General features: G+C 68.8%; 5 protein-coding genes and 1 pseudogene. 1 reads left to right on the top strand and 5 read right to left on the bottom strand.

Features of this window, described 5'->3' with window-relative positions:
• The first annotated feature begins 95 nt into the window (after positions 1–95).
• Complete coding sequence (locus F8M74_RS36460; RefSeq protein WP_141258807.1) at positions 96–1,433, top strand: glutamate--cysteine ligase; 1,338 nt, start codon at positions 96–98, stop codon at positions 1,431–1,433.
• A 13-nt stretch (positions 1,434–1,446) separates the two neighbouring features.
• Here F8M74_RS36460 and F8M74_RS36465 read toward each other — a convergent pair whose 3' ends face one another.
• The 5 genes and pseudogenes from F8M74_RS36465 to alaS form a co-directional block, all read right to left on the bottom strand.
• Positions 1,447–2,073, bottom strand: coding sequence for a hypothetical protein (locus F8M74_RS36465; protein ID WP_228560888.1), 627 nt, complete (start codon positions 2,071–2,073; stop codon positions 1,447–1,449).
• A gap of 159 nt (positions 2,074–2,232) precedes the next feature.
• Positions 2,233–3,873: an Hsp70 family protein gene (locus tag F8M74_RS36470; protein WP_228560890.1), complete on the bottom strand. Its 1,641-nt coding sequence runs from the start codon at positions 3,871–3,873 to the stop codon at positions 2,233–2,235.
• Positions 3,874–5,808: 1,935 nt separating this feature from the next.
• Positions 5,809–6,105: pseudogene (locus F8M74_RS38310) on the bottom strand (TIGR02266 family protein); the annotation flags it as partial.
• Entirely contained in the window at positions 6,102–6,755 is a 654-nt protein-coding gene (locus F8M74_RS36480; RefSeq protein WP_141258809.1) for a DUF4352 domain-containing protein, read from the bottom strand. The pseudogene F8M74_RS38310 and the gene F8M74_RS36480, both read right to left, overlap by 4 nt.
• On the bottom strand, positions 6,752–9,448 hold the full coding sequence (alaS, locus tag F8M74_RS36485; RefSeq protein WP_141258810.1) for an alanine--tRNA ligase: 2,697 nt from the start codon (positions 9,446–9,448) through the stop codon (positions 6,752–6,754). The genes F8M74_RS36480 and alaS overlap by 4 nt, the downstream gene beginning before the upstream one ends.
• Between the last annotated feature and the right edge of the window lie 123 nt (positions 9,449–9,571).

A 9,571-nucleotide genomic window follows, 5' to 3' on the forward strand; every position in this document is an offset into this window, starting at 1 on the left:
GGGGGGAGATGGTGGGGAGGGTGGAATGTGGGCTCATAAAGGCCAGTGCGCAAATCCGGGCGGGTCCAAAAGTCTAGGTTATATAGGGCGCGCCCATGTCACTCGACCTCAAGCGCGCGGCCTCAGAGCCCATCTCCTCCGTCGACATGCTGTTGGCTGGATTCCGAGCCGCCGAGAAGCCTGGCGGTGCGCACCGTCTGGGGCTCGAGCATGAGAAGTTCCTCTACCCGGTGGGCGCCGCGGAGCCTCCGACCTATGAAGGCGAGCGGGGCGTCGGCGCGCTGCTGAACCGGGTGGCCTCGGCGGGCTACACGCCGTTTCGGGAGACGCCGGAGTCGCCCGTCATCGCGCTGCAGCGCGGTGGCGCCACCATCTCCCTGGAGCCCGGCGGCCAGGTGGAGCTGTCCGGAAGCCCCTTCGTCACCGCGCGCGAGGCGCATGCGGAGAACCTGACGCACCTGTCGGAGGTGTCCTCCGCCGCGAAGGAACTGGGCTTGCGGCTCGTCTTCCTGGGCTACCGCCCTTTCGGTACGACGGCGCAGATGCCGTGGATGCCGAAGACGCGCTACCTCATCATGCGCCGCACGCTGCCGGAGCGCGGCCGGCTGGCGCTGAACATGATGTTGATGACGTCCACCGGCCAGGTGTCCCTGGACTGGGCGGACGAGGCGGACTGTGTCCGCAAGACGGTGGTGGTGGCGCGGCTCGCCCCGCTGATGAATGCGTTGTACGCCAACAGCCCCATCGTGGAGGGCAAGCCGTCGGGTTACCTGTCTTTCCGCAACCGCGTTTGGGACGAGGTGGACCCCACGCGATGTGGTTACCTGCCCGCGTTCTTCGACGGCTCGTTCTCGTATCGCGCCTATGTGGAGTGGGCGCTGGACGCGCCGCTGCTCTTCCTGCGGCGCAACAACGAGTACCTGTACCCGAAGCTGACCTTCCGGCAGTTGATGAAGGAGGGCTTCGAGGGCAAACCGCCCGACCTGAACGACTGGACGGACCACCTGTCCACGCTCTTCCCCGAAGTGCGGCTGAAGACGGTGATCGAGGTGCGCGGCGCAGACTGTGTGAACCCCGCGATGACGGGAGCGCTCGCCGCCCTCTGGCGCGGCATCCTGTACGACGCCACCGCGCTGGAGGAGGCCGAGCGCCTGTTGCCGAAGCTGACCTACGCCGAGCACCTGGCCTTCCATGATACGGCGCGGCGCGAGGGCCTGGGCGGCCGGCTGGGTTCGCAGGAGCTGCACCGCCTGGCGGCGGAGATGCTGGCCATCTCCCGCAGGGGCCTGATGCGGCTGGATGCGCAGGATGCGCCCCTGCTGGACCCGCTGGACGCGGTGGCCGCGTCGGGGCGCTCGCCCGCGGTGGCGGTGCTCGAGGCGTGGGAGAAGAATCCCCGCCCCGAGGCGCTGCTGGACGGCTTCGGCCTGTGACGTGGGGGGCGGGCTAGAACTGCCCGCCAATCATCACGTTGCCGTTGAAGAGACTGCCTTTCTCGTCGGCGTTGGTGACGGGGTTCCGGAGGAGGCCCTCCCCGCCGACGAATCGGTACGTGGCGCGCGCGCCGGCCACCAGGTTGCCGAAGCGGTAGTCCAGACCCGCGGCCAGCGGGAGCTCCGTCTGCCAGTCATTGTTGTAGAAGCGGTCCGCGCCGTCCGAGGGGTTGAGGTAGCTCAGGCCGACGCCCGCGCCGACGAAGGGGCGCCACTTCTCGTCGATGAGCGGTCCCGCCTTGGCGAGCAGGGTTGCGTTGTGGCGCCAGACGCCCTCGCCATCGCCGTTGTCGCGCAGGCGCGAGTCATCGATGGGGAATCGCTGGCCTTCGTAGCCGACCTCGACGCCGCCGTACTGCCAGGGATAGGCGCTGGCGTTGATGCCCAGCAGCGGGCCCACCTTGGTGTTGCTGCCGAGGTCTCCGGTGAAGTTGCCGAGGCCCAGCCGGACGTCGACGCCCACCAGCGGCCGCTCCTCGACGCGCAGCCGCTCGCCCACCTGCTGTGCCTCGATGGCGAAGGCTGGTCCTGCCATGCCCAGCGCCGCCGTGGCGACTCCACCCACAATCGAACGTCGCATCGCATTCCTCCCCGGGAAATCAGTCACCGGAAAGCTGGCCATCTGTCGCCACGGCTACAGAGAGAGCCGCAGGGACGCACGGTGGCCTGGATGGCCGCGGGCGCATCGGCCCACGGGGCGAAGTACGCCGTGACACGTGCGCGGACGAGCGAGGAGGGCTCAGCGGCGGCCGAAGAGCTTCTTCAGTCCGGACAGCACGCCACCCGGGCGTCGCTCCGGCTCAGGGACCAGCGGCGAGCGGGCGATGAGCGCGTCGAAGGTCGCGTCGTCCAAGTGCTCCGTGGCCAGAGACACCGCGTGTCGCTTCACGCCAGGTAGGGTGGCGTCGAGCGACAGGGCCCCATCTACTGAGAGCGCGAGGTGCAGTTCCACCTCTCCCGCGCGCTCCACGTTGAGGGTGAGCCGGCCGAGGAACTCGGCGTCGGACGCCTGCGTGGCTGCCCCCTGGAAGAGGGCCAGCTCGAGTGAACCCGGCACAGTGGGAAGCACCAGCGTCTTGGTGGCGGGCAGGCGGGTGTTCCGTTCGAGGACGCGGCGCAATGTGCCACCGCGCTCGGCGACGGCGAGCGGGGAGGACAGCACCTCGGAGACAGTGGCCGCGGGCTTGCCGGCCGCGGCCAGCAGGAGGCCCTGTCCGAGCAGCGCGGCGCCCAGGGCCACGCTGCCTCGAGTGTCCACGTCGTCGCGCACGCTCACGCCCAGGCTCTCTTCGAGCCGGCGGCGGACCAGGGGCGCGGCGCTCTGCCCGCCGACGAGCAGCACCGCGTCCAGCCCCTGGGGGGAGAGCGCATTGGATTCGAGCACGTCGCGGACCACGGTGGTGACGCGCTGGGCGAGGTCGGCGGTGAGGGCTTCCACGCGCTCCCGGTTGATGGGGGGCACGGTTCCCGAGGGGAGGGTGACGTCCACCTGCTCCTGGCTGGAGAGGGCCACCTTCGTGGACTCGGCGGCGGTGCGCAGGGGGGCCCAGTCGAGGGGATGGTCCGGCTTGGGCACGCCCTGTTCCGAGAGGTCGCTGGCGATGGCCTCGGCGATGCGCGCATCGAAGTCCATGCCGCCGAGGGTGGCGTCGCCTCCGGTGGTAATGACCTCGAGGTCATCGCCTGTGACTTGCACCACGCAGACCTGGAGACCTCCGCCGCCGAGGTCCACGACGAGCACCCGCTTCCGCGCGAGCCCTCGGCCATGTGCATACGCGAGCGCCGCCGCCGCGGGGGCGATGAGGATGCGCTGGGCATCGAGCCCCGCGAGCGAGGCGGCTTCGCGAAGGGCCGCGCACTGGCGGTCGGTGAAGTGCGTGGGGGCGCAGATGACGGCGCGGGTTGCCTTGCGGCCCAGGTGCGTCGCGGCGGCATGCTTCAGCTCGCGAAGCAGCATGGCCGTGAAGAGAGTGGGTGAGATGACGCGGCCCCGGACCTCCACGGCGGAGTCCCCATTCGTGTCCGTGGTGATGGGGAAGGGGAGCAACGGGGCGAGCCAGCGAAGTTGCGGAGAACGCGGCTTCAGACCCAACAGCCGCTTGAGTCCGGAGATGGCACGGCGGGGGGCACGTTGGCCTTCCGTCTGAGCCGTGGCGCCGACGACGAGGTCGCCGGTGCCGTTCACCGCGATGAGCGCGGGAAGGTCCGTGGTGGTGGTGCCGGGGAGGGGAATGAGCTTGGGCATCCCGTCCTGGACGACGGCGACGCGCGCATGTGAGGTGCCCAGGTCGATGCCCAGCACGACCTCGGGACGCGCGGGCGTCGAGGCCGGATGGGGAAGGGGGACTTCGAGCAGGGCACGGCGGCGGTTGCGTGGCACGTCCGCGTCCTGAGGGACGGGGAGCGTGGGCTCGGATTCGGTACGGGCTGGGGCTGCTTCCGCGTTGGACAGCGAAGCTTCATCCGAGGCCGCGCTGGGGAGCACGCTTTCGGGAGCGGCGGTGCGCCCATGCGGATCGGCAGTCGCGTGTGTCGGCTCTGGTGGTGGACTCGACTCGGCCGCGGGGGCTGCACTGGCTGCCGCCTGGGGCGGTGTGTCACCTGATGTGGAGGCGTCCTGCGAACGCTCAGCGGACTTCGCACCCGGAGCGGCGGGCGCCGTCTTGTCGACACCAGGTGCGCTCGGGAGCACGGCCATCGTCTGTGCGGACGATGCCTCGGAGGGAGCACTGCCGGACTGGTCATCCGTGTTCGTTGTCGTCGTAGATTCGGACGCGACACCCGGGCCACTTTTTTCGGTGGGCGACGCTGCTGCTTTGGGCTCGGTAGCTGCCTCGTTGCTTGCCTCGGCGACGGGCGCATCGCTCAGTGGTGACGTCGCGACGGGGGGCTTCGTGGTGGATGCGTCGCTTGCTTCGGCGTCGGACTGTGCACGAGGGAGCGCGGCCGTCGCGGACGCCTCCGGGGATGCTATGTGATCTGCCTCGGTGGTGGGCTCGACGCTTGTGGTCGAAGTGGCAGTTGGCGTTTCGGTCGGTGATGCGTCGCCTGCTTTGGCATCGCGCTTTTCACTCGCGGGTGCAGCCGTCCCGGAGGATGTCGGGGCTGCTTCGTTACCCTCGTCGGTGTCGGGCTCGAGACTTGTGGTCGATGCCTCTGCGGTTGCTCGAATCGTGGATGTATCGCTGCCCTTGGTGGTGGGCTCGGAGCTCGTGAACGCAGATGTCGCGGAGGGTTCCGTGGCTGCTTCGTTGGCGGGAGCGGTGCCCGTAACTGGCGTCGTCGCGGAGGGGGCCGTCGTTGCAGGAGTGCCAGCTTCCGCGACGATGGGGGTGCTCACCTGAGAGACAGATGCTCCGTGGGGCGCCGCTGCATCGGCATCCGTCGCCGGAGCGGAAGCTTCGTCACCGACGGCTTCGTCGAGTTCAGCGGGTGCGGTTCCACCAGGACCAGGCCGGGATACAGGGAGCGCGGGCGCGGAGGTGGGGGGCTCGGCTGCTGCATGCGCATCGTCGCCTGTCTCCAACGCGGGCGGGACACGAAGCCGCGCTTGAGGCGGCTCTACCGAGGTCAGCGCGTCGGAGGCTTCCGTTGTCAGGTCCGGAGTCGCGGTAGCTGTCGGCGCAGTGCCGGCGTCGATTGACGAATCCTCCGGGACGAGTGGCGCTTTGGCGGGCTCACCGAAGCCGTGTCGCTCGGCTACGGCATTCGCATTGCCACCTTCATCCTCGGACGCCGCGAGGCTCGCGGTGATGGCGAAGTCGAGCCCGTCACTCGAATCAGCTTCAAAGCGCGGAGCGACAGGTCCCGGATGCGCGTCCGCGTCTTGTGTGCTCGGAGCCCCTGATTCAGTGAAAGCACCCCCGCCGAACGCGTCAGAGGCATCAAGTGAGCCCGTGTCCGTCTCACCGGACACAGCATGCGCGTCCGTGCTGGACGCAGGCTCATCCGGCACTTGCTCGGACTCGCAGGACGGAGCAGCCGTGCTGGAGTCCGGCACTTTCGCGCGTGCGTCATCATCCGCCGTAGCAGTCTCGGAACTGGGCGTGAGTTCCGGCACCGCCACCGCGCTCGCGAGAGCGGCTCCGTTGGCAGCCACCGTGTCAGGAACTCCAACCGTCGTGTCTTCGACGTGCGCATCCTCCCGCGAGGGCTCGCGGGGGGGAATCGAGGCACGCACCGCATTCGAAGCCTTCGCGCCGGGTGTGCGGCGAACGAGTCCCGGAGGTGGCGCGGGTGCAGGGGCCGGAGGAGGGAGCGTGACCTGGGCGGGAGCTTGTGGCTCCACGCTTCCGGTACGTTTCGCCACCACCCGGTCGATGAGCGCCTTGCTCGCAGCGTCCAGCTTCACGAAGCGCACCGTCATGCCGGTACGCCCGCCCACCGCGTCCACCTGGGCCTTCACGACGACGCCTTCGCCGCGAAGTAGGCGTGTCCCATCGGCAAGGACGAACTCGAACGCCAGCCCGGTACCTTCGGGCTTCATGGCGCGCGTGGCAACGAACACGCCACCGCGCGCCACGTTCGAGCCGTACTTGTCGATAAACTCCTCCTCCGTCGTGTACGGGAGGCGGATGCGAAGCGGGAGGAGCTTGGACGCGGTCCCGCTCATTTCAAGGGAATCCGCACATCCCCCCCGGAGCCCTGAAGCAACAGGTGCAGCCCGTCGTCCCGAAGGGCCTCCGGAGGAAGCTCGAACAGGAGGACCACGTCAGTGCGCTCATCCGGAGCCCAGGTGCGCCGAAGGGGGCGGGTGCCCCCGATGGCCTGGGCATCCCGGGCCACGGTGTACGACTGGCCTTCAGCCCCGAAGAGCTTCGCCCCGTCCAGGTCCAGGGTGAGCGGCGCGCCGCCCACGTTCTGCGTCATGAGTTGCACGCGGAAGAACAGGTCCTCGGAGGTCAGGCTCACCTTCCCCGAGCCCTTTACCGAGTGCGACGCGTCCAGTCCGGTGAGCTTCACGGACAGGGTCTCCAGGCGCACGGCGTCGTTGGGGGCGGGAATCTCCCATGCGCGCTCGGTGGGGACGTTGATGCCCGCGGCCAGGCCCGCGAGGTTCGCGTTCGGGTCTCCGCGTGTGGCCTCGGGGCCCTGGGAGGGACGGCCGCCCTGGTTCACCCGGTCCACTTCCTGGCGGAGCTTCTGAAGCGTCCGGTCGTCACCCGTACCCGCGTAGTCAGGCACGGACTCCTCCTTACAGCCACCCAGGACGAGGGTGGCCGCCAGGAGCGCCACGGAAGCGGAGGCCCGGTGGTTCATCACGCGGTGCCCACGCCCTTCACCAACTCGTACAGCTTCTCCAGCGCCGCGGGGAGCTTCGAGGCATCAGGGCCGCCAGCCTGGGCCATCTCGGCCTTGCCGCCGCCCTTGCCGCCGACTTCCTTGGCCATCTCGCGCACCAGCGCGCCGGCGTTGATGCCCTTGGCCACGACGTCCTTGGTGGCCGCGACCAGGATGATGGCCCGGCCGTCCTTCTCACCGCCGATGGCGACCACGCCCGAGCGGATGCGGTCACGGAGTTGGTCCGCCATGCCGCGCAGGACGTTGTCGTCCGCTGCGTCCACCTGGGTGGCCAGGACCTTCATGCCATTCACATCGCGAGCCTGCTCCAGCAGGTCCTTGCTGCTGGCCGTCTGCGCCTTGACGGCCACTTCCTCGATCTTGCGCTCCAGCTCCTTCACGCGCTTCTGGGTCGCCTCGACGCGCTTGGAGACTTCCTTCGGGTTCGACTTGAGCAGTTCGGCCACCTTGCGCAGCTCGTGTTCCTGCTCGCGGACGTACTGGAGCGCGCCAATGCCCGTCAGCGCGACGATGCGGCGCACGCCGGACGCTACGCCGCTCTCGCTGGCAATCTTGAACAGGCCGATGTCACCGCTGCGGCGCACGTGGGTACCGCCGCACAGCTCGGTGGACTCGGGGTGTACGGTGACGACGCGAACCGTCTCGCCGTACTTCTCGCCGAACATGGCGACGGCGCCGGACTTCTTCGCGTCCTCCAGGCTCATGATGCGCGTCTCGGCCCCCGCGTTGTCGCGAATCCAGCCGTTGACCAGGTCCTCGACCTGCTCGAGCTGCGCGGACGTGGCGGGCGAGAAGTGCGCGAAGTCGAAGCGCAGGTAGTCCGGCGCTACGACAGAACCCGCCTGCTTCACGTGCTCACCGAGCACGAGCTTGAGCGCCTTGTGGAGCAGGTGCGTCGCGGAGTGGTTCGCACGGATGGACTTGCGGCGCTCCGAGTCCACACCGGCCTGGACCATGTCGCCGACCTTGAATGTGCCCTCGGAGACTTCCACCGAGTGGACTACGAGGCCCGGCACGGGGCGCTGCGCATCGGTGACCTTGGCCACCGCCTTGCCGCCGTGGCCGACGATGCGGCCGGTGTCGCCCATTTGGCCACCGGACTCGCCGTAGAAGGGCGTGCGGTCCAGGACCAGCTCCACCGTGTCGCCTTGCGTGGCCTGAGTGACCTCGGCGCCGTCCTTGACGATGGCCCGGATGCTGCCTTCGCCTTCGTGTCCCTCGCCCTCATATCCGAGGAACTCCGTCGTCCCGAACTGCTCCGCCAACTTCAGGTAGACCTCGCCCGTGGCCTTGTCGCCAGAGCCCGCGAACTTGTTCTTGTCCGCCTCTTCCTTGAGGCGCTCCTCGAAGCGGACCAGGTCCACGTCGAGGCCGCGCTCCCGGGCGATGATCTGCGTAAGGTCCCACGGAAAGCCGTAGGTGCCGTGGAGCAGGAAGACGACGTCGCCGGAGAGCTGCTTGCCGCCGGCCTTCTGCAGCTCGGATAGCTCCTCTTCGATGAGCTTGAGGCCGCGGCTGAGCGTCTGGCGGAAGCTCGTCTCCTCGTGCCGGCAGACCTCCAGGACGAAGGTGCGGCTCTCCCGGAGCTCGGGGTAGGCGTCGCCCATCAGTTCGATGACGCGGTCGACGACCTTGAAGAAGAAGACGTCCTCCAGGCCCAACTGCTGGGTGCCGTGCCGGATGGCGCGGCGCATGATGCGGCGCAGGACGTAGCCGCGGCCCTCGTTGGAGGGCTGGACGCCGTCCGAGATGAGGAACGCCGCCGCGCGGCTGTGGTCCGCGACCACGCGCTGGGACGCGCCGGACTCCTGCGAGTAGGGCTTGCCGCACAGCTCGCTGACGGTGGCGAGGATGTTCTGGAAGAGGTCGGTCTCGTAGTTGGACCGCTTGCCCTGGACGACGGAGGCGATGCGCTCCAAGCCCGCGCCGGTGTCGATGGACGGCTTCGGCAGGGGGATGAGGGGCCCGTCCTTCTCCTTGCGCTCGAACTGCATGAACACGAGGTTCCAGATTTCGAGCCAGCGGTCGCAGTCACAGGCGACGCCCAGACACTTCTTGCCCTCGGCCTCTTCGACACAGGGGATGTCGTCGCCCTGGTGGTAGTGGATTTCGGAGCAGGGGCCGCAGGGGCCGGTGTCGCCCATGGCCCAGAAGTTGTCCTTGAGGCCGAGCTTGTAGAGGCGCTCGGCGGGGACGCCCTGCTTCTTCCACAGCTCGTAGGCCTCTTCGTCCCAGGGGGTGCCGCCCTCGCCGTTGAACACGGTGACGGCGAGCCGGTCGGTGGACAGGCCGAGCGTCCGGGTGACGAACTCCCAGCCGTACGCGATGGCGTCGGCCTTGAAGTAGTCGCCGAAGGAGAAGTTCCCGAGCATCTCGAAGAACGTGTGGTGCCGGGCGGTGAAGCCGACGTTGTCGAGGTCGTTGTGCTTGCCGCCGGCGCGCACGCACTTCTGCGACGTGGTGGCGCGGCGATAGTCGCGCGTCTCACGGCCGGTGAAGACGTCCTTGAACTGCACCATGCCCGCGTTGGTGAACATCAGCGTCGGGTCGTTGGCGGGCACCAGGGAGGAGGACGCCACACGGCGGTGGCCGCGCTCCTCGAAGAACTTGAGGAACGCCTCGCGGATCTCGGAGGCGGTCAGGGCGGAAGGCATGGTGTGGGTATATGCCACAAGAGGCGGCTTCGCAGGAGTTCTTGGAGGTTGCATGAGGTGCCGGACGACCCCCGGAACTCCGGTCTGACCCGGGTGGTCGCCTGGGATGGGGGCTGGCGGGAG

Source organism: Myxococcus sp. CA023 (genome assembly GCF_010998615.1).
Lineage (GTDB): Bacteria > Myxococcota > Myxococcia > Myxococcales > Myxococcaceae > Myxococcus.